Annotated in this window: 18 protein-coding genes and 5 tRNA genes; 18 read left to right on the top strand and 5 right to left on the bottom strand. The window is 32.7% G+C overall.

Annotated features, from left to right (window positions below; translation table 11 throughout):
- Positions 1 to 164: 164 nt before the first annotated feature.
- Positions 165 to 1760, top strand: coding sequence for a DUF4435 domain-containing protein (locus EQ921_RS06240; RefSeq protein ID WP_128331005.1), 1596 nt, complete (start codon positions 165 to 167; stop codon positions 1758 to 1760).
- Positions 1761 to 1833: 73 nt separating this feature from the next.
- On the opposite strand, the gene lpdA is transcribed toward EQ921_RS06240, so the two are convergent.
- The 4 genes from lpdA to EQ921_RS06260 form a co-directional block, all read right to left on the bottom strand.
- Positions 1834 to 3237, bottom strand: a complete 1404-nt coding sequence (lpdA, locus tag EQ921_RS06245; protein ID WP_128331006.1) for a dihydrolipoyl dehydrogenase — start codon at positions 3235 to 3237, stop codon at positions 1834 to 1836.
- 152 nt (positions 3238 to 3389) lie between these two features.
- Complete coding sequence (locus EQ921_RS06250; RefSeq protein ID WP_128331007.1) at positions 3390 to 3941, bottom strand: YcxB family protein; 552 nt, start codon at positions 3939 to 3941, stop codon at positions 3390 to 3392.
- Positions 3942 to 4079: 138 nt separating this feature from the next.
- Positions 4080 to 4601 carry a ClbS/DfsB family four-helix bundle protein gene (locus EQ921_RS06255; RefSeq protein WP_128331008.1) on the bottom strand — a complete coding sequence of 174 codons (522 nt, stop codon included), beginning with the start codon at positions 4599 to 4601 and terminating at the stop codon, positions 4080 to 4082.
- Positions 4602 to 4619: 18 nt separating this feature from the next.
- On the bottom strand, positions 4620 to 5468 hold the full coding sequence (locus EQ921_RS06260) for a GyrI-like domain-containing protein (RefSeq protein ID WP_128331009.1): 849 nt from the start codon (positions 5466 to 5468) through the stop codon (positions 4620 to 4622).
- Between the two features lie 650 nt (positions 5469 to 6118).
- Between EQ921_RS06260 and EQ921_RS06265 the strand changes: the two genes are divergently transcribed.
- Positions 6119 to 6838: a hypothetical protein gene (locus EQ921_RS06265; protein ID WP_128331010.1), complete on the top strand. Its 720-nt coding sequence runs from the start codon at positions 6119 to 6121 to the stop codon at positions 6836 to 6838.
- A gap of 122 nt (positions 6839 to 6960) precedes the next feature.
- On the opposite strand, the gene EQ921_RS06270 is transcribed toward EQ921_RS06265, so the two are convergent.
- Positions 6961 to 8499, bottom strand: a complete 1539-nt coding sequence (locus EQ921_RS06270) for a glycine--tRNA ligase (protein ID WP_128331011.1) — start codon at positions 8497 to 8499, stop codon at positions 6961 to 6963.
- A gap of 216 nt (positions 8500 to 8715) precedes the next feature.
- On the opposite strand from EQ921_RS06270, the gene rpsU reads away from it, so the two are divergent.
- From rpsU to rpoB, 16 genes are all read left to right on the top strand, one after another.
- Positions 8716 to 8910, top strand: a complete 195-nt coding sequence (gene rpsU / locus EQ921_RS06275) for a 30S ribosomal protein S21 (protein ID WP_128148698.1) — start codon at positions 8716 to 8718, stop codon at positions 8908 to 8910.
- Between the two features lie 188 nt (positions 8911 to 9098).
- On the top strand, positions 9099 to 10016 hold the full coding sequence (locus EQ921_RS06280) for a tyrosine-type recombinase/integrase (RefSeq protein WP_128148700.1): 918 nt from the start codon (positions 9099 to 9101) through the stop codon (positions 10014 to 10016).
- The gene (gene hpf, locus EQ921_RS06285) at positions 10006 to 10299 is read left to right on the top strand and encodes a ribosome hibernation-promoting factor, HPF/YfiA family (RefSeq protein WP_128148702.1); all 294 of its coding nucleotides are present in this window, start codon (positions 10006 to 10008) and stop codon (positions 10297 to 10299) included. Before EQ921_RS06280 ends, hpf begins: the two co-directional genes overlap by 11 nt.
- Before the next feature lie 127 nt (positions 10300 to 10426).
- A tRNA-Thr gene (locus EQ921_RS06290) sits at positions 10427 to 10500 on the top strand.
- A gap of 10 nt (positions 10501 to 10510) precedes the next feature.
- A tRNA-Tyr gene (locus EQ921_RS06295) sits at positions 10511 to 10593 on the top strand.
- A gap of 77 nt (positions 10594 to 10670) precedes the next feature.
- Positions 10671 to 10743: transfer RNA gene (locus EQ921_RS06300), tRNA-Gly, on the top strand.
- Between the two features lie 11 nt (positions 10744 to 10754).
- Positions 10755 to 10826, top strand: a tRNA-Thr gene (locus tag EQ921_RS06305).
- A 148-nt stretch (positions 10827 to 10974) separates the two neighbouring features.
- Positions 10975 to 12162, top strand: a complete 1188-nt coding sequence (gene tuf, locus EQ921_RS06310) for an elongation factor Tu (RefSeq protein WP_128148704.1) — start codon at positions 10975 to 10977, stop codon at positions 12160 to 12162.
- A 47-nt stretch (positions 12163 to 12209) separates the two neighbouring features.
- Positions 12210 to 12282: transfer RNA gene (locus EQ921_RS06315), tRNA-Trp, on the top strand.
- A 15-nt stretch (positions 12283 to 12297) separates the two neighbouring features.
- Positions 12298 to 12504 (top strand): preprotein translocase subunit SecE, encoded by a 207-nt coding sequence (gene secE, locus EQ921_RS06320; protein WP_128148706.1) that lies wholly within the window; start codon positions 12298 to 12300, stop codon positions 12502 to 12504.
- 17 nt (positions 12505 to 12521) lie between these two features.
- Positions 12522 to 13067 carry a transcription termination/antitermination protein NusG gene (gene nusG, locus EQ921_RS06325; RefSeq protein ID WP_128148708.1) on the top strand — a complete coding sequence of 182 codons (546 nt, stop codon included), beginning with the start codon at positions 12522 to 12524 and terminating at the stop codon, positions 13065 to 13067.
- Between the two features lie 47 nt (positions 13068 to 13114).
- Positions 13115 to 13558 (top strand): 50S ribosomal protein L11, encoded by a 444-nt coding sequence (gene rplK, locus EQ921_RS06330; RefSeq protein WP_128148710.1) that lies wholly within the window; start codon positions 13115 to 13117, stop codon positions 13556 to 13558.
- 11 nt (positions 13559 to 13569) lie between these two features.
- On the top strand, positions 13570 to 14262 hold the full coding sequence (gene rplA, locus EQ921_RS06335) for a 50S ribosomal protein L1 (RefSeq protein ID WP_128148712.1): 693 nt from the start codon (positions 13570 to 13572) through the stop codon (positions 14260 to 14262).
- A gap of 17 nt (positions 14263 to 14279) precedes the next feature.
- Positions 14280 to 14804, top strand: a complete 525-nt coding sequence (gene rplJ, locus EQ921_RS06340; RefSeq protein WP_128148714.1) for a 50S ribosomal protein L10 — start codon at positions 14280 to 14282, stop codon at positions 14802 to 14804.
- Between the two features lie 55 nt (positions 14805 to 14859).
- Entirely contained in the window at positions 14860 to 15237 is a 378-nt protein-coding gene (rplL, locus tag EQ921_RS06345) for a 50S ribosomal protein L7/L12 (RefSeq protein ID WP_128148716.1), read from the top strand.
- Positions 15238 to 15330: 93 nt separating this feature from the next.
- The gene (gene rpoB / locus EQ921_RS06350; RefSeq protein ID WP_128148718.1) at positions 15331 to 19155 is read left to right on the top strand and encodes a DNA-directed RNA polymerase subunit beta; all 3825 of its coding nucleotides are present in this window, start codon (positions 15331 to 15333) and stop codon (positions 19153 to 19155) included.
- Positions 19156 to 19177 lie beyond the last annotated feature (22 nt).

The following is a 19177-nucleotide window of genomic DNA, read 5'->3' on the forward strand; positions in this document are numbered from 1 at the left end:
CAAAAGAATCAAAAGTTCAAGAAAAATAAAAACTTGCCTTTCGGCTCAAACATTTATTTTTCATTAACCTAGTTTCTTCTGTTAATAAATTTCATAAATAATTTTATCTAATTTTACGTAAATCTCTATATTTGAGATATAAATAATCTTAATAATTAAACCTTATGAATATAGAGCTCCCTCCAAAAAAAGGAAGCCAGGAAGTAATTAACTTAGATTTTAAACAACTAGTTATAATTGGTGCTAATGGCTCAGGAAAAACCAGATTTGGTTCATACATAGAACAAAAAAACCTAAAGAAAACCCATAGAATTTCTGCACAAAAATCACTTTCGTTTCCTAAACAAGTAAATACTACATCAAAAGAAAAAGCTATAAATGAATTTTTATTCGGATATTATTATGATAAATCTATATCTAATGATTTTTCAAATCATAAAATTAATCACAGATGGAATAGTAACACTAACACCTCATTGTTAAATGATTATGAAAAACTTTTAGTATTACTTCACACCGAAGAATACGAGACTATGTTAGATAACAAAGAAGGAAGAAGTAATAATCCTATAACTAAACTGGATAAGATACAAAAACTATGGGAGGCTGTATTACCACACAGAAAACTCATAAAACGGGCTGGAACCATAGAAACCTATCCGGCAGGAAATGAACAGGAAAAATACAATGCGTCTGAAATGAGTGACGGAGAAAGAGTTCTTTTTTATTTAGCCGGTGAAGTTATATGCGCCCCTCTCAACTCCATTATAATTATTGATGAACCTGAAATGCATATTCATTCATCTCTTATAAAAATCTTTTTTGATTTGGTTGAAAATGAAAGACCCGATTGTTCTTTTATTTACCTCACTCATCATATCGATTTTGCATTCACCCGCCAAAATGCTAAAAAAATATGGATGAAATCTTATGAAGGAAATAATCACTGGGATTATGAAATTCTTGATGAAGAATCACCTATTCCTGAACAACTTTACTTAGAAGTTTTAGGAAGCCGGAAACCTGTACTTTTTATTGAGGGTGAAAATAGTAGTATTGATTATGAATTGTACGAACAAGTTTTCCCTGATTATACGCTAAAGCCTGTAGGTAGCTGTGAAAAGGTTATCCATATTGTAAAATCATTTCAAGAACAAAAAAATTTTCATCATATAGAGTCTTTTGGTATTATAGACCGAGATAGAAGACAGTCAACAGATATTACAAAATTAAATACTAATGGTATTTGGGTTCTTGATGTTGCAGAAGCTGAAAATTTATTGCTTATAGAACCTATCGTTAAAGCTATTGCTAATCATATGGGAAAGAATGAAGAAGAAATTTTTGATAACGTCAGACAAAATATTCTTGATTTTTTCAAAGAACAATGTGACTCCCAGGTTTTACTACATTTTAAAGAATCTATTGTTAAAGAATTTACAAGATTAAGCAACTTTACATCTAATGAAATAACTAGTGCTGTTACTGAAATTGATAATGCATATTCTGCTATTGACAAACAAGCATTATTTAACAACATCAACCAAGAGTTTCAGCAAATTATAACAAACAATGACTATGATGGCTCATTACGAGTATTCAATTTAAAAAATGCTTTAATTCCTAAGTCAAACATTCTTAATTTAACAGGAATAAAGCATAAAAATGATATAAAAAACTTAGTGATAACATTATTGAAAAGAAAGGATGAAAATAGTCAATTAATTGCATCTGCAATTAATTCTAAAATAGTAAAATAATTCCATTTTTAAATAAAAAACACTTTCCTAATTGGGAAAGTGTTTTTTTATTATAACAGATTATAATTTTTTGTTAAAAATGAATAGCCCTTTTACCGGTAGCATCTAAAGCAGCTTCTTTAATAGCTTCGGCATAGGTAGGATGTGCATGGCTCATGCGGGTAATATCTTCAGCAGAAGCACGATACTCTAATAAAGTCACTGCATCAGCAATTAAATCTGCTGCACGGGCAGATATGATATGCATTCCTAAGACTTCATCGGTAGTTTCATCTGCCAGAATTTTTACAAATCCGTCAATATCTCCACTAGCACGAGCACGCCCTAAAGCACGCATCGGAAATTGTCCGGTTTTGTACTTACGCCCTTCTTCTACCAACTGCTCTTCGGTTTTACCTACACCGGCAACTTCTGGCCAGGTATACACCACTCCGGGTATCAGGTTATAATCAATATGCGGTTTTTGACCCGCCAGCTGTTCTGCCACTAAAACGCCTTCCTCTTCAGCTTTATGAGCCAACATAGCTCCCTGAACAACATCTCCTATGGCATAAATATTCGGTATATTAGTCTGCAAATGGGAGTTTACTTTTACACGTCCCCGCTCATCCATCTCTATCCCTACATTATCCAATCCTAAACCTTCGGTATATGGTTTTCTTCCTACTGCCACCAGACAATAATCTCCTTCAAAAGTCACCTCTTTCCCATTTTTATCCACTGCCTGCACACTCACTTTTTCTCCTTCACGAACTACATCCGTTACTTTAGTGGAAAGTGAGAATTTCATTCCCTGTTTTTTTAATACTTTTTGCAACTCTTTGGACAAGGCTCCGTCCATAGTCGGAATCAGCCTGTCTAAAAACTCAATAACAGTAACTTCTGCCCCTAATCGTTTGTAAACAGATCCTAACTCTAAACCTATAACTCCCCCACCTATGACTAACAGATGCTTAGGTATTTCTTTAAGGTTTAAAGCTTCCGTAGAAGTAATAATCCGCTCTTTATCTACGGGCGCAAAAGGTAAGTTAACAGGTTTGGAACCCGTTGCTATAATAAAATACTTAGATTCTAACTCTTCACTGCTACCATCTTCTTTTTTAACAGCCAGCCGTGTGGCAGATATAAAAGTTCCTACTCCCTGAAAAACTGAAATTTTATTTTTATCCATAAGGAAATTAATTCCTTTGGTTGTTTGTTCAACTACCTCATTTTTTCTTTGAATCATTCTTCCTAAATCTACTTTAGGAGTATCTATTTGTATTCCGAAATTTTCGAAATTATGAAGTGCATTATGAAAATGCTCAGAAGAATCCAACAAAGCTTTTGAAGGTATGCAGCCTACATTCAGGCAGGTGCCTCCTAAAGTTGAATATTTTTCAATTAAAGCAGTTTTAAATCCCAATTGCGCACAACGTATTGCAGCAACATATCCTCCGGGACCTGAACCTATTATGGTTACATCAAAATTATTCATGGTTTAATTTGTATTGTATATTTCAAATATATAAAATTGAACCCAGATAATAAAGAATTTTCATTTTATATATCAGAGTAATTTTTATCGTCATATTTTAGTAGAATTTAATAAATAGCTGAAGGTCTAGATTGCACTGTAAAATCAATGTATTACCTCCATTTCCATCGGGGAAATTTCAAAATTTCAATTGAATTTTCTTGAGCTATTTCATAAATTCGTTCTGTTAGCTCCTCAGAGTTTATTAAATTCCGTTTAGGAACAATAATATTTCTACCTCCGTTTAGCTTGATAAAAACATGAGTAGGTAATTCATAAATAGTTTCAATATCTGAAATTTCAATTTTCCCTGAATCTTTACCACTGGTGATGGTCAAATCTGAACCAATAGTAAGGCTTAAATTTTCTATGTTTGATTGATTAAAATTTTTATTTACCAATCTTTTATAGTATCTTTTGTAAATCCAACGCGAATAGATAGGATATATAAAGATAAATCCTAACCCGAATAAACTAAAATAAATAGCCAGATAGGTGTTTTTTTGAACATAAAAAAACAAGGCCATAATAAAAAAAGTAGAAGTCCATAAGATTAATCCTCTTCTTCGTTGTTTTTTTACAAATGAATTGATGGAAGCACTGAAAAGTTGATGAGTCAAATAATCATCAGCAGTGATTTGATAGGTAAATAAAGATTCTTTCATTATTTTAGGTAACAGATTATATAATTTTTAAATTTCCTGCAAAAGCACATTTCTTATTTAGATCAGTAAATATACTAATCTTTCTATGTTTACGTACAGCCCGTGCTCAATCTAAATAATCAAAAATCTGAAATACCTTTATAAATTACTTTTTTGTTTAATGCATTTAATTTGCTTCTTAATTTTTTTCATAGCCCAATCATAATGACTGGACGTTGCCGATACACAATAACTGCCTAAGCTAGTGGTTCCTGTCCATGAAAAATATTGATTAGTAAATAATTGTTCATTTGTAAAGCTTTTAACAAGCGCAATTACTTCCGAATGGCTTTTTTCCACCAGACGAACAGACTCCTGATAAGGAGTTTTCTGATGTTTCTCCCATAAAACTAAATTCATTTGTGGATAAGTTTTCCAATTATATGGTTTTGGTAAAAAATTACTTTTATTTCCTGACTGATTAGAAACTATCCAGTTTAAGAGTAATTGGTGCCATTCATATAAATGAATGAGAATATCTCGAATGTTTTTGTCTCTGTCTTCAAAAAAAAATGATTGTTCTTGTTCTTCTTCTGACAATGAATTTATGAGTAGAAATAGTTTTGTAAAATTTCCCTCTCCTAATTCTATTAATTGTTCTTTTGTGGTTGGTCTTGCCATATTATTAATTTTAATGGGTTATATTACTATAGGAATATATATTTTAGTAATTCTTTCATCTACATTTTCATAATAATCGACATATTCTTCGAAAGATATACCGAATCGTAACTTATAAGTTCTATCTGCTGATATGAGATCATAATACTCCTGAAGTCCACAATAATCACCTTTCAACGTATAAACCGCATACGCCCCTCCCTTAACTTGGAGTTTTCCGAATTCAGCATGAGGGTTCATTTCTTTATCAATTGATGCACATGCATAAAAAAAGCAATTATCATGTGAGGTTACATTAGGATCATTAAAACTAATTCCAAAAAATCGGGTGGTTTCTGTTAGTAAGTTATTTTCATTTAGATAGCAAAGCAATTTATTCCAGGAATAATTATAAGTGTCCGGCTCTCCATACTTACCTATTATCCGAAGATACACTAAATTTAAATCTTCTTCAACCACAATACAGGATTCTGGGAATCGTATATTTTCATTTGCATTTTCTATATTGTTGTTTATTTTTAATTTTAACTGATTGACAAATTTTCTAGGCGAAATACCTAAATGAATTTTGAAAGCTTTTGAAAAAGATTGAGGATTATCATAACCAACCATTTCAGCTAAACAGGTAAGGCTCAAATCTTCGATCTGCATATATAAGACGGCTCTTTCAACACGCTGTCTTACTATGTAAGTTAAAACAGACTCTTTTAACTCTTGCTGCATAATGCGAAGCAGATGCCTTGTGGAAACATGAACTAAATTTGATAATACCTCTAAACTCAACGAAGAATGCAAGTTTGCGTTAATATAATCCAAAACTATATTGACTTTTTCTTTATATATTTTTTTTGTAGCTTCTTTTTTCACAATCTACATTTATAATATACGTAAAGTTACAACTTTCAATTTCTAGAATGTTGTCCAATCCCGACAATACTTTCCTAAAAAAGCAAAACACCACATTAGAAATTTCTGAGGAAGAACTTTATATTTTAGATATTCAAAAGAAAGTTTTATAAATTAATTAGCCATATCAATATATATTTTACAAAAAATAGATTTATAGTTTTGTTATTGACATCTACATATATAATAATATACAAATGCTCAATTTCGTTTATCTGACAGTCACAATTATCTTCTAACCGATAGTAATAATATTAATATTTACGAAATACTTAAATTTTAATTAGTATTCTATCTATAATATTGCTTCTAATATCACTCTTTAAATATCTTTTTTTGTGAAAAAAACATGATTTTTAAACATCTAAAAACTTAATATAAATTATTATTTAATGAAAAAAATAAAAAAATAATTCCTTTCAATAATATAGCCATAATCAATTTATATTAATGTATTAATATAAATAATGATTTTATACTTCATTTACACATATAATATTAATTATTTTAATGAAATTCTAATAAATTTACATAAAACGAAATCTTTTTTTTTTTATTTTCGTATTACAATTTAATTTAAATATTTTTTCACAAATTAACTACGAAAACTTATGAAAAAACAGTTTTTACTCTTACCAATAACCTTGTTATCGGTATTATCTTATTCTCAAGTGGGGATCAACACTACAACTCCATTGAAAACACTACACGTAAATGGATCACTGCAAATTGTAAATGAATTAAGTACCGGAGGAAGTGCAGACACAGCAGGATCACCGGGATCAGCTGGTGAAATACTAACTTCACAGGGAGAAGGTAACGCTCCTACTTGGGAAAAAATAAGCAATGTATTAGCTATTGGCAACATAAGCAATGCCTATTACATACAAGGAACCAGCTCTGTTGTAGTAGCAGAAGGTAAAACAGCTGATGTTCCGGGGTTAAGTATTACTTTAACTGTACCTCCCGGCAAAACACAAACTTTCTTATTTACTATTTTAGGTTTTGCTACACAAATAAATAGCAGAACAACCCAAGGAATTTTTTCTCTTTTACAAAATGATGTAAAAATATCATCAGCATTTGCTTCTAAAGCAGGTCAATTTGTTTCTAACATTACAGGAGTAGCTGGATTAAAAGATATGCCGGTTCCCGTAACTTTTTTAAGATCCGTAACACTTCCTTCCGGGACTTATAATTTTAAAGTTCAGTACAAGTCTTGGGTTGGAAGCTCTACAATCAATTATATTCCTACCATCTACAAAGGCTATGATGGTGATAACGAAGCCATGCTCTCTAAAATGCAGATATTAGTTTATAATAATAATTAAATTTTACATTAAAATCAATCATTATTTTAGTAAAATATAAACATTAAAACATATTTTTAAAAATAAAAAAAAGAAAGATTAAAAATTTAATCTTTCTTTTTTTACTTTATAATAAACTCTTATTAAATTTTTTTCAAAAGAGTTTTCATATCAACTTTTTCACTGATTATTTTATGAAGTGAATTAACGGAAACTCTTTCCTGAGCCATAGTATCTCTATCTCGAATAGTCACCTTATGATCATTTAATGTATCATGATCTATCGTTACGCAATAAGGAGTACCAATAGCATCTTGTCGACGATATCTTTTTCCAATAGCATCTTTATCTTCATACATAACATTAAAATCATATTTTAAATCGTTACATATTTTTTCAGCATATTCCGGTAAACCATCTTTTTTTATTAATGGAAAAACGGCTACCTTAATAGGTGCTAATGCCGGTGGCAATGAAAGAACAACTCTAGAGGAACCGTCTTCCAACTCTTCATCTCTCAAGCAACTTGAAATTAAGGCTAAGAACATTCTGTCAAGACCTATGGATGTTTCTACCACAAAAGGAACATAGTTTTTGTTAAGTTCCGGATCAAAATATTGTAATTTTTTGCCCGAATATTTTTCATGTGCTGAAAGATCAAAATCTGTACGTGAATGAATTCCTTCAAGCTCTTTGAAACCAAACGGAAATTTAAATTCTATATCTGTAGCTGCATTAGCATAATGAGCTAATTTTTCATGATCATGAAAACGATAACTTTCCTGCCCTAGACCTAATGCCAAATGCCATTTTAATCGTTTTTCTTTCCATTCTTCAAAATGAGAAAGCTCAGTTCCCGGAGGAACGAAAAACTGCATTTCCATTTGTTCAAATTCACGCATTCTAAATATAAATTGTCTGGCAACAATTTCGTTTCTGAAAGCTTTACCAATTTGAGCAATACCAAAAGGTAATTTCTTCCTGCCGGTTTTTTGTACATTCAAATAATTCACAAAAATTCCCTGTGCTGTTTCAGGACGTAAATATAAATCCGTTGCAGACTCAGCCGTAGAACCTAATTTGGTTCCAAACATAAGATTAAATTGTCGAACTTCCGTCCAATTTTTAGATCCTGTTTCCGGATCAGAAATACCTAATTCCTCTATCAAAGCTTTAGTATCTGCCAAATTAGTTTCCAGCGACTTAGCCAGTCGTTGTAAAATATCGGCTTTTTGTTTTCTATACTCTAAAACTTTTGGATTAGTTGTTTCAAACTGATTTTGATCAAAAGATTCTCCAAAACGCTTTCTTGCTTTTTCGATTTCTTTTTTAGCCTTGTCTTCAAATTTTTCTGCGTAATCTTCGACAAGAACATCTGCACGAAATCTCTTTTTACTATCTTTATTATCAATTAAGGGATCATTAAAAGCATCAACATGACCGGAAGCTTTCCAAATTGTAGGGTGCATAAATATAGCTGAGTCTATTCCTACTATATTCTCATTGAGTTGCACCATTGCTTTCCACCAGTATTGTTTTATATTATTTTTTAATTCCGCTCCATTCTGACCATAATCATAAATTGCTGAAAGTCCATCATAAATTTCACTGGATGGAAAAACAAATCCATACTCTTTCGCATGAGCAACTACCTTTTTTAATATATCTTCCTGAGATTTCATATGTATGTTGTTAGATAAAATTCACTTTTAATGTCCAAATTTACTATAAAAATTAAGATTTTCGATTTTTAGCCTTAAATAATACTAAATTACATTGAATGAATACCCGGATACAGATACAAAATATTCATATTTTTAAATAAATTTTGTATATGTGAATTATATATCTATATTTGCACCCTAAAATAATTGAGAATATAAAAAAGAGATGTTATTATGCTAATTATTCCAGTAAAAGATGGTGAGTCTATAGATAAAGCTCTAAAAAAATACAAAAGAAAATATGACAAAACAGGCGTTGTAAAAGAGTTGAGAAAAAGACAACAATTCACAAAACCTTCTGTCACTAAGAGACAAAAACACATCAGAGCAGCTTACAAACAAAGAATGGAAAGCAAAGAAGAAGCATAAACATAGCTTCTAAGCAATGATACTATGGCCATTAGGCTATAAAAATATAGGCAAATAATTCTTTTGAATTATTTGCTTTTTTATGTATTTAAGTTTTCGGTTCTCGAATTACCTTCCCCTTACCTACTTCCTTAAATTAAATTGGCTTGTTTTTTGAATTTAATTACATTTGAAAAAAGTCGTTTGACATGATTGATAAATTTCTGCAATATCTGGAATTTGAAAAATTATATTCTTCTTTAACTATTTTGAGTTACAAGAGAGATCTTGACGATTTAAAATATTTTTTACTCGAAAGCGAAGGTTTATCAGACATTACTAATGCAGATAAAAAACAACTTAGAAACTTCATTATCAGTCTATCCAAAAAAAACTTATCAGAAAAAACTATAAACAGGAAAATATCTACTCTTCGCAGTTATTATAAGTTTTTGTTAAAAGTTGAAAAAATATCCATAAGCCCTGTAACGAATCTCAAAAATTTAAAAATAAAAAAAAAGGTACTTCTACCTTATACTGAAGAAGAAATAAAATTTTTACATCATAATATAACAGATGAAAATAATGAAAAATTAACCGACTTTGAACGGTCTAGAAATTTACTCATTTTTGATTTTTTTTATCTTACAGGAATCAGGCGAATAGAATTAATTAATCTGGAAGTTTCTAAAATAAACATACCTGATAAGAATATATCTATTATTGGAAAAAGAAACAAAGAGCGACTCGTACCTATTACGAATGAATTAATTGAAAAAATTAAAACATATATGTTACTCAGGGAGAATGAAATCTTAACTGTTTCTCAATACTTTTTTACAGACAAATCAGGTAAAAGATTACAAGAAAAGTTTGTTTATAACCTGATAAATAAGTATCTTAGTAGTGCGACAAGTAAGAATAAAAAAAGCCCGCATATGTTACGACATACATTTGCCAGCCATTTATTAAACAATGGAGCAGAATTGAATTCAATAAAAGAAATACTGGGTCACAGTAGCCTGGCTGCTACGCAAATTTACACCCATAGCAATATAGATGATTTAAAACAAGTGTTTAACCACTCCCATCCTTTGGGACTTAAAAACAAAAAAAATGAAAATTAAAGCACAAGCAGTAAATTTTAATGCACAAGAATCTTTATTAGAATTTTTAGACAAAAAATTATCTAAACTTGATTTATTTTATGATAAAATAGTAAGAGCAAATGTATATATGAAACTGGAAAATTCTACAGATAAAGAAAACAAAACCGTAGATATAATTTTAGAGGTTCCTGGTGATGATTTAGTAGTTAAAAAAACTTCCGCTTCATTTGAAGAAAGTATTGACTTATCTTGCGAAGCACTTAAAAAGATGATAATCAAAAAGAAAGAAAAAGTATCCTAAAAAAAATGAAAAATTTTTTAAATAAAATTTGGAGATAAAGAAATTTTCCCTACCTTTGCAATCCGTTAAACAAAGAACAACACTTACGATTAACGGATTGTTTCTTTGAAATAAAAAATTTTGATTAGCCGGTATAGCTCAGTTGGCCAGAGCACGTGATTTGTAATCTCGGGGTCGTGGGTTCGAATCCCTCTACCGGCTCGTTTTCGAAGGGGAGATACTCAAGCGGCCAACGAGGACAGACTGTAAATCTGTTGGTTTTTACCTTCGGAGGTTCGAATCCTCCTCTCCCCACTAAAAATCAAAAAATTTTGTAATTCTAGCAAAATATTTTAATTTTGATTTTGAATTACAAAGGTAATTTAAATTAAGCGGAAGTAGCTCAGTTGGTAGAGCGTCAGCCTTCCAAGCTGAATGTCGCGAGTTCGACCCTCGTCTTCCGCTCAATTTTATTAGCCGATGTAGCTCAGGGGTAGAGCGCTTCCTTGGTAAGGACGAGGTCACGGGTTCAATTCCCGTCATTGGCTCTTATCTAAAAACATACTCAATCATTTTTATTTTTTTAATTAAACAATATAAACTTATAAAACAATATTTTTTTTATAAGCTATTGTTATTTAGAAATAATTGAGTATATTTGCACTCATTTTTGGAAATTAAACAAACATATTTATCATGGCAAAAGAAACTTTTCAGCGTACCAAGCCACACCTTAATATAGGTACTATCGGTCACGTAGACCACGGAAAAACAACTTTAACAGCTGCTATCACTAAAGTATTAGCAGAAAAAGGGTTAGCAGAAAAAAGAGACTTTTCTCAAATTGATGCTGCTCCTGAAGAAAAAGAAAGAGGGATTACAATCAACACCGCACACGTAGAATATCAAACAGAAAATCGTCACTATGCTCACGTAGACTGTCCAGGTCACGCCGACTATGTAAAAAACATGGTTACAGGTGCTGCTCAAATGGATGGAGCGATTTTAGTTGTTGCTGCTACTGACGGTCCTATGCCACAAACCAGAGAACACATCTTATTATGTCGTCAGGTAAACGTTCCTAAGATCGTTGTGTTCATGAATAAAGTGGATATGGTTGATGACCCTGAATTATTAGAATTAGTAGAAATCGAAGTAAGAGATTTATTATCTTCTTACGAATATGACGGAGACAATACTCCTGTTATCCAAGGTTCAGCACTAGGAGCTCTTAACGGAGAACCAAAATGGGTTGAAACTGTTGATCAACTAATGGATGCTGTTGATACTTGGATCGATCTTCCAGTTCGTGATCAAGATAAACCATTCTTAATGCCAATTGAAGACGTATTCTCTATTACAGGACGTGGTACAGTAGCTACAGGTCGTATTGAAGCTGGTGTTATCAACTCTGGAGAAGGTGTTGATATCGTAGGTATGGGAGATGAAAAATTAACATCTACTGTAACTGGGGTTGAAATGTTCAGAAAAATATTAGACAGAGGAGAAGCTGGAGATAATGTAGGTTTATTATTAAGAGGTATTGAAAAAGCTGACATCCGTCGTGGTATGGTTATCGCTAAACCAGGTTCAATAACTCCACATAAAAAATTCAAAGCTGAGGTTTATATCTTAACTAAAGAAGAAGGTGGTCGTCACACTCCATTCCATAACAATTACCGTCCACAGTTCTATGTAAGAACAACAGATGTAACTGGTACAATTACTTTGCCAGAAGGAACTGAAATGGTAATGCCAGGTGATAACTTAACTATTACAGTTGAATTACATCAGCCAATCGCACTTAATACAGGTTTACGTTTTGCTATTCGTGAAGGTGGTAGAACTGTTGGTGCAGGTCAGGTTACTGAAATCATCGATTAATAAAAATATCTTAAAGAAAGATCTTTAAAAGATCTTTCTTTAAAAAAGCGGGCATAGCTCAGCTGGTAGAGCAGTGGTCTCCAAAACCAAAGGTCGAGAGTTCGAATCTTTCTGCCCGCGCTAAAGAAAAAATAAATGAACGGACTAATTAACTATCTTAAAGGTTCGATAGAAGAATTTAAAGATCATGTAGAATGGCCAAAATGGTTAGATCTGCAATCTTCGACAACAGTTGTCGCTATAGCTACCATTTTACTTTCTGTCTTCTTATTTGGAGTAGATTGGGTTCTGGCTAAAGCTCTTCAAAATATTTATTCAATTTTAATAGGATTAAAATCGTAAGAAAATTCCAGGAAGCGATGAATGAAATGAAATGGTATGTACTCAAGACTATCAGTGGTCAAGAATCTAAGGTGAAGATGTACATCGAAAACGAAGTATTAAGATCTGAACACCTTAAAAACAATCTTGGACAAGTGGTGGTTCCTATGGAAAAAGTAGTACAAATCAGAAATGGAAAAAAAATCCGAAAAGAGAAAGTTTACTATCCGGGATATGTGATGGTAGAAGCTAATCTTATCGGAGAACTTCCGCATACTATTAAAAATATTCCAGGAGTTATTAGTTTCCTTAGTGCTACTAAAGGAGGAGATCCTCTCCCTATGAGAAAAAGTGAGGTAAGCAGAATGTTCGGTAAAATGGATGAATTATCCGAATCTGAAGATACTGTAACCATTCCTTTTGAATTTGGAGAGACTGTTAAAGTGATTGACGGCCCCTTCAATGGATTCAATGGTACTATTGAAAAAATTAATGAAGAAAAACGGAAATTGGATGTTATGGTGTTGATTTTTGGAAGAAAAACACCAATAGAACTGAGTTTTTCACAAGTAGAAAAAATATAGGCTGCTTCCACAGATATAAATTAAATCATTTTTAACTAAAAATTAAAATGGCAAAGAAAATTTTTAAAATGGTAAAGCTCCAAGTGAAAGGAGGACAAGCAAATCCTTCTCCACCGGTTGGACCTGCATTAGGTGCTGCAGGTGTTAACATCATGGAGTTCTGCAAACAATTTAATGCACGTACCCAAGAGAAGCAAGGACAGGTATTACCTGCTATAATTACTGTATACGAAGACAAATCTTTCGACTTTGTAGTTAAGACTCCTCCAGTTACCGTTCAGCTTTTAGCAGCGTCTAAAGCTAAAAAAGGTTCAGGGGAGCCTAATAGAGATAAAGTAGCATCAGTTACCTGGGAACAGGTACAAACTATTGCTGAAGATAAAATGGTAGATTTAAACTGTTTTACAATAGAATCAGCTGTAAGTATGGTTGCAGGAACTGCAAGATCCATGGGTATTAGAGTAACCGGACAAAATCCGTTTAACAATTAATCTTACGAATTATGGCAGTATTGACAAAGAAACAGAAAGCAGTTGTTGCTAAAGTAGATAAAACTAAACTTTACTCACTAGAAGAAGCTTCTAGTTTAGTAAAAGAAGTTAATTATACAAAATTTGATGCATCAGTTGACATTGCTGTACGTTTAGGAGTAGATCCTCGTAAAGCAAATCAAATGGTTAGAGGAGTTGTATCTTTACCTCACGGAACCGGAAAAGAAACAAAAGTTCTTGCATTAGTTACTCCTGACAAAGAACAGGAAGCTAAAGATGCTGGTGCTGATTTCGTAGGTTTGGATGACTATCTTCAAAAAATTAAAGACGGTTGGACAGATGTTGACGTTATCATCACTCAACCTCAGGTAATGGGTAAATTAGGACCATTAGGAAGAGTTTTAGGACCAAGAGGTTTAATGCCTAATCCTAAAACAGGAACTGTAACTATGGAAATAGGAAAAGCAGTGGCTGAAGTAAAAGCAGGTAAAATTGACTTTAAAGTAGATAAATATGGTATTGTTCATGCCGGAATAGGAAAAGTATCTTTTGATGCTAAACAAATTCAGGAGAATGCACAGGAAATCATTTCCACTTTAATCAAATTAAAACCTCAGGCAGCTAAAGGAGTTTATGTGAAAAGTATTTACCTTTCCTCTACTATGAGCCCAGGTATTGCTATAGATCCAAAAGGTGTTAACTAATTAAACTTGGAGTAATTATGACAAAGCAAGAAAAATCACAGGTAATAGAAGAAATACAAGAGTTATTAAAAGATACTAATGTATTATATATAGCTGACACTGACGGATTAAACGCACAACAAACTTCTGACTTAAGAAGAGCCTGTTTTAAAGGAGAAATTTCAATGAAAGTGGTTAAAAACACTTTATTGAAAAAAGCAATGGAAAATATCGAAGATAAAGATTTTTCCGGTCTATTCGACAGCTTGAAAGGAAATTCTACTATTTTCATTTCAGAAAAAGGAAATGCTCCTGCAAGACTTATTCAAACATTTAGAAAAAAATCAGAAAAACCTTTACTAAAAGCAGCTTGGGTAGACTCGGCTGTATTTGTTGGGGATGCTCAATTAGATGCTTTAGCAAATCTTAAATCAAAAGAAGAGCTTGTTGGAGATATCATCGGATTGCTTCAATCTCCTATCAAAAATGTTGTTTCAGCTCTTAAATCAGGAGGAAATACCATTGCAGGTTTAGTAAAAACATTATCTGAAAAAGCGGAATAAAAACACGCACTCATAATAAATAACAGTTGTTAAACAAAAATTAAAAAAAATTAAAATGGCAGATTTAAAACAATTAGCTGAAACTTTAGTTAACCTTACAGTAAAAGAAGTTAGTGAACTAGCTGACATATTAAAAGAAGAATACGGAATTGAGCCTGCTGCTGCTGCAGTTGCAGTTGCTGCTGGTCCTGCTGCTGGTGAAGGTGCTGCTGCTGAAGAAAAAACAGAATTTGATGTAATTCTTAAAGCAGCTGGTGCTAACAAATTAGCTGTAGTTAAATTAGTAAAAGATTTAACAGGAAAAGGATTAAAAGAAGCTAAAGATGCTGTTGACGGAGCTCCTACACCAATCAAAGAAGGAGTATCTAAAGACGAAGCAGAAGGTCTTAAAAAACAGCTTGAAGAAGCTGGTGCTGAAGTTGAGTTAAAATAATTCAACCTACCTAAAAATAAAGGTTTAGGCCTCCAATATAGCATTGGTAAGGTCTAAGCCTATTTGTGTTTTAAAAAGATTTTAATTTATTATATGAGTAAATCATTGGCGTCAAAAACTCAAAACCCTAAGAGATTTAGTTTCTCACATTCTAAAGGACAAATTGAATTTCCTGATTTTCTAGACATTCAGGTAAAATCATTCCAAGATTTCTTTCAATTGGAAACCCGTCCCGACCAAAGAAAAAACGAAGGACTTTTTAAAACGTTTACTGAAAATTTTCCCATTTCGGATACAAGAAATCAGTTCGTTTTAGAATTTTTAGATTATTTTGTAGATCCTCCCAAATATTCCATCCAGGAATGTATTGAAAGAGGTCTAACTTATAGCGTACCACTCAAAGCACGTCTTAAACTATATTGTACTGACCCCGAACACGAAGATTTCGAAACAGTGGTTCAGGATGTATATTTAGGACCAATTCCTTATATGACTCCCAGCGGTTCGTTTATCATCAATGGAGCAGAAAGGGTTGTGGTATCCCAATTACATCGTTCGCCCGGTGTATTTTTTGGACAATCTTATCATGCCAACGGGGCAAAATTATACTCCTCCAGAATTATTCCTTTTAAAGGTTCCTGGATGGAATTTGCTACCGACATTAACGGTGTGATGTATGCTTATATAGACAGAAAGAAAAAACTTCCGATGACCACTTTGCTTAGAGCAATCGGTTATCAAAGTGATAAAGATATATTAGAAATTTTCGATCTTGCAGAAGAAGTTAAAGTAAACAAATCCAACCTGAAAAAAATGTTAGGTCGTACTTTAGCTGCCAGAGTATTAAATACATGGTTTGAAGATTTTGTTGATGAAGATACCGGAGAAGTTGTTTCAATAGAAAGAAACGAAATCATTTTAGATCGTGAAACTGTTTTAGAAAAAGAACACATTGATCTAATCGTTGATTCCGGAATTAAAACTATATTAGTACATAAAGAAAATAGTGGAGAATTCTCTATTATTCACAATACATTACAGAAAGATTCTACTAACTCTGAAAAAGAAGCAGTAGAATACATTTACCGACAGCTTAGAAATGCTGAACCACCTGATGAAGAAACTGCAAGAGGTATAATTGACAAATTATTTTTCTCAGATGCTCGTTACTCTTTAGGTGAAGTGGGTCGATACAGAATTAATAAAAAACTAGGTTTAAACATTTCTGAAGATGTTCAGGTGTTAACTAAAGATGATATTATTGAAATAGTAAAATATCTAATCGAATTAATTAATTCAAAAGCCGAAGTAGATGACATCGATCACTTATCCAACCGTCGTGTAAAAACTGTAGGTGAACAATTAGCCGGACAATTCGGAGTAGGGTTAGCTCGTATGGCACGTACCATTAAAGAAAGAATGAATGTTCGGGATAATGAAGTTTTCACCCCTATTGATCTGATTAATGCTAAGACATTAACTTCTGTAATTAATTCATTTTTTGGAACTAATCAGCTTTCTCAATTTATGGATCAAACCAATCCATTATCAGAAGTTACTCATAAAAGACGTATGTCTGCATTAGGACCTGGTGGTTTATCCAGAGAAAGAGCAGGTTTCGAAGTTCGTGACGTTCACTACACTCACTACGGAAGAATTTGTCCCATTGAAACTCCGGAAGGACCAAACATCGGTTTGATTTCATCTTTAGGTTGCTATGCCAGAATCAATGATTTAGGATTTATGGAAACTCCATATAGAAAGGTTGTTGATGGTAAAGTAGATTTAAATTCAGAACCTCAGTATTTTACTGCTGAAGAAGAAGAAGATAAAATCATTGCTCAGGCAAATATTAACATAGATGATGAAGGTAATATTCTTGATGAAAGAATTGTTGCTAGAGAAGAAGCTGATTATCCGGTTATAGAGCCTAATAAGGTAGATCTTATTGATGTTGCTCCTAACCAGATTACAGGTATTTCCGCATCTCTAATTCCATTCTTAGAGCACGATGATGCAAACCGTGCATTAATGGGATCTAACATGATGCGTCAGGCTGTTCCATTATTAAAACCTCAGGCTCCTATAGTAGGTACTGGTCTTGAATTCCAGGTAGCTAAAGATTCAAGAATCTTAATCAATGCTGAAGGAGAAGGTGTAGTTGAATATGTCGACGCTGATAAAATTACTATTAAATACGACAGAACAGAAGAAGAAGAACTTGTAAGCTTTGATACTGCAAGTAAAACTTATAAATTAACTAAATTCAGAAAAACGAACCAAAGCACCTCAATAACGCTAAAACCAATTGTAAAAGCGGGAGACAGAGTTAGTAAAGGACAGGTTTTAACTGAAGGTTATGCTACCGAAGACGGAGAATTAGCGCTTGGACGAAACTTATTGGTTGCTTTCATGCCTTGGAAAGGATATAACTTTGAGGATGCAATTGTAATTAACCAAAGAGCTGTTAGTGAAGACTGGTTTACTTCAATTCATGTTGATGAATATACTTTAGAGGTAAGAGATACTAAATTAGGTATGGAAGAGTTAACTTCCGATATTCCTAATGTAAGTGAAGAAGCTACTAAAGATCTTGATGAAAACGGTATGATCCGTATTGGTGCTGAAGTAAAACCTGGAGATATTCTCGTAGGAAAAATTACTCCTAAAGGAGAATCTGATCCTACTCCGGAAGAAAAACTTTTACGGGCAATATTTGGTGATAAAGCTGGTGATGTAAAAGATGCGTCATTAAAAGCTGAACCATCTCTAAAAGGTGTAGTAATAAATAAAAAATTATTTACACGTAATATTAAAGATAAAAGAAAAAGAGGGGATGAAAAGTTAAAAATCGAACAATTGGAATCTGACTTTAAGATTAAATTTAATGATCTTAAAAATCAGCTCTTAGATAAATTGTACGTATTACTTAATGGAAAAACCTCGCAAGGGATATACAATGATTTAAATGAAGAAGTAATTCCTAAAGGTGTTAAGTTCACCCAAAAATTATTATCCAGTATCGATGACTATTTTAACTTAACAGGTGGTAGCTGGACTATTGATGAAAGTAAAAATAATTCCATCAAGGAACTTTTACATAATTATAAAATTAAACATAACGATTTATTAGGAGCACTAAATCGTGAAAGGCATACCATTTCTGTAGGAGATGAATTACCAACAGGTATCGTTAAACTAGCAAAAGTTTACATTGCTAAAAAACGTAAGCTTAATGTGGGTGATAAAATGGCAGGTAGACACGGAAATAAAGGTATTGTTGCTAAAATTGTTCGTGATGAAGACATGCCTTTCCTTGAAGATGGAACACCTGTTGATATTGTATTAAATCCATTAGGGGTACCTTCCCGTATGAACATCGGGCAGATATATGAAACAATCTTAGGATGGTGTGGTATGAAATTAGGCAAAAAATTTGCTACTCCTATATTTGACGGAGCTACTTCTGAACAAATAGATGACCTAACCAGAGAAGCAGGCGTACCTCAATGGGGAACTACCTATCTTTACGATGGCGGCACAGGAGAACGTTTTGAGCAAAAAGCAACGGTAGGTGTTATCTATATGTTAAAATTAGGCCACATGGTTGACGATAAAATGCACGCACGTTCAATTGGACCTTACTCTTTAATTACTCAACAGCCGTTAGGAGGTAAAGCTCAATTCGGGGGTCAGAGATTTGGAGAGATGGAGGTTTGGGCACTTGAAGCATTTGGTGCATCCAATATATTACGAGAAATCATCACTGTTAAATCTGATGACGTGGTCGGAAGGGCTAAAACTTACGAGTCTATCGTTAAAGGTGAGCCTATGCCAGAACCTGGAATTCCGGAATCATTCAATGTATTCCTTCATGAATTGCAAGGTCTAGGATTAGACGTAAGATTAGAAGAATAAGTTTATTCTTCTAATCTATAAA

It is taken from the genome of Apibacter sp. HY039, assembly GCF_004023655.1.
Classification (GTDB): Bacteria; Bacteroidota; Bacteroidia; order Flavobacteriales; family Weeksellaceae; genus Apibacter; species Apibacter raozihei.